The following is a 793-nucleotide window of genomic DNA, read 5'->3' as shown; positions in this document are numbered from 1 at the left end:
CTGGCTTATATGGGTCTAAAAACTTTAGAAAACGCGGCCGTCAAACTGTCCAATCTTATGTCGCTTACAAAGGAAAAGATAATGCACAAGACGCGTCAGTAGAATCTATCTTCCCAGACATGTTGTTTGATCAAAACTTATACCGAGAAGATATCAACAAGATCTCCTTCGTCCTTGAATCTTACCAAGACTATTTAGATGCCAAAGAAGCTTTCAAAGACTACCAAGTCGGCACTTGGGGTGGACGCGGTGAGCATGCCCTATTTGGTGACGTAGCCCTAGCCAACATCACTAAGGAAACGGCCATCCAAGACTTATTGGCCCATGAAAATGTCGATCCAAAAGACACCTTCGCATTCGGTGACGCTAAAATTGATATCCCTATGTTTAACATCTGTGAAACGGGTGTTGCTATGGGGAATGGTGGCGGTGAAATCAAGGCTGCTGCTGACTATATCACAGATGCTGCTGAAGATGATGGCTTATACAATGCCTTCAAACATTTCGGTTTGATTTGATTTATTTTATTCGACTAGTTATAAAAGGAGCTAACCACCATGGACTATGTACAATTAGGTAATTCAAACTTGTCTGTTTCCCGTATTTGCCTTGGCTGTATGGGCTTTGGTGACCCAGACAAAGGCGGACACGCTTGGACTTTAGACCAAGAAGCCACGACCGCGATCATCAGTCATGCCTTAGACCAAGGCATTAACTTCTTCGATACGGCCATCGCCTACCAAGGCGGGACTAGTGAACAGTACGTTGGCAAGGCCCTCAGTCAATTAGCCAA

The 793-nt window shown here is 44.5% G+C and carries 2 protein-coding genes; both read left to right on the top strand.

Translation table 11 applies throughout. The annotated features are described in order from the left end of the window. Positions 1 to 518, top strand: a 518-nt coding sequence (locus tag ACRCJ0_RS16905; protein ID WP_431391317.1) for an HAD hydrolase family protein, incomplete at its 5' end; no start/stop codon positions are given. Between the two features lie 39 nt (positions 519 to 557). Then, positions 558 to 793, top strand: a 236-nt coding sequence (locus ACRCJ0_RS16900; RefSeq protein ID WP_431391315.1) for an aldo/keto reductase, incomplete at its 3' end; no start/stop codon positions are given.

It is taken from the genome of Aerococcus sp. L_32 (assembly GCF_050689315.1).
This window is presented reverse-complemented; position numbering and strand designations above follow the sequence as displayed.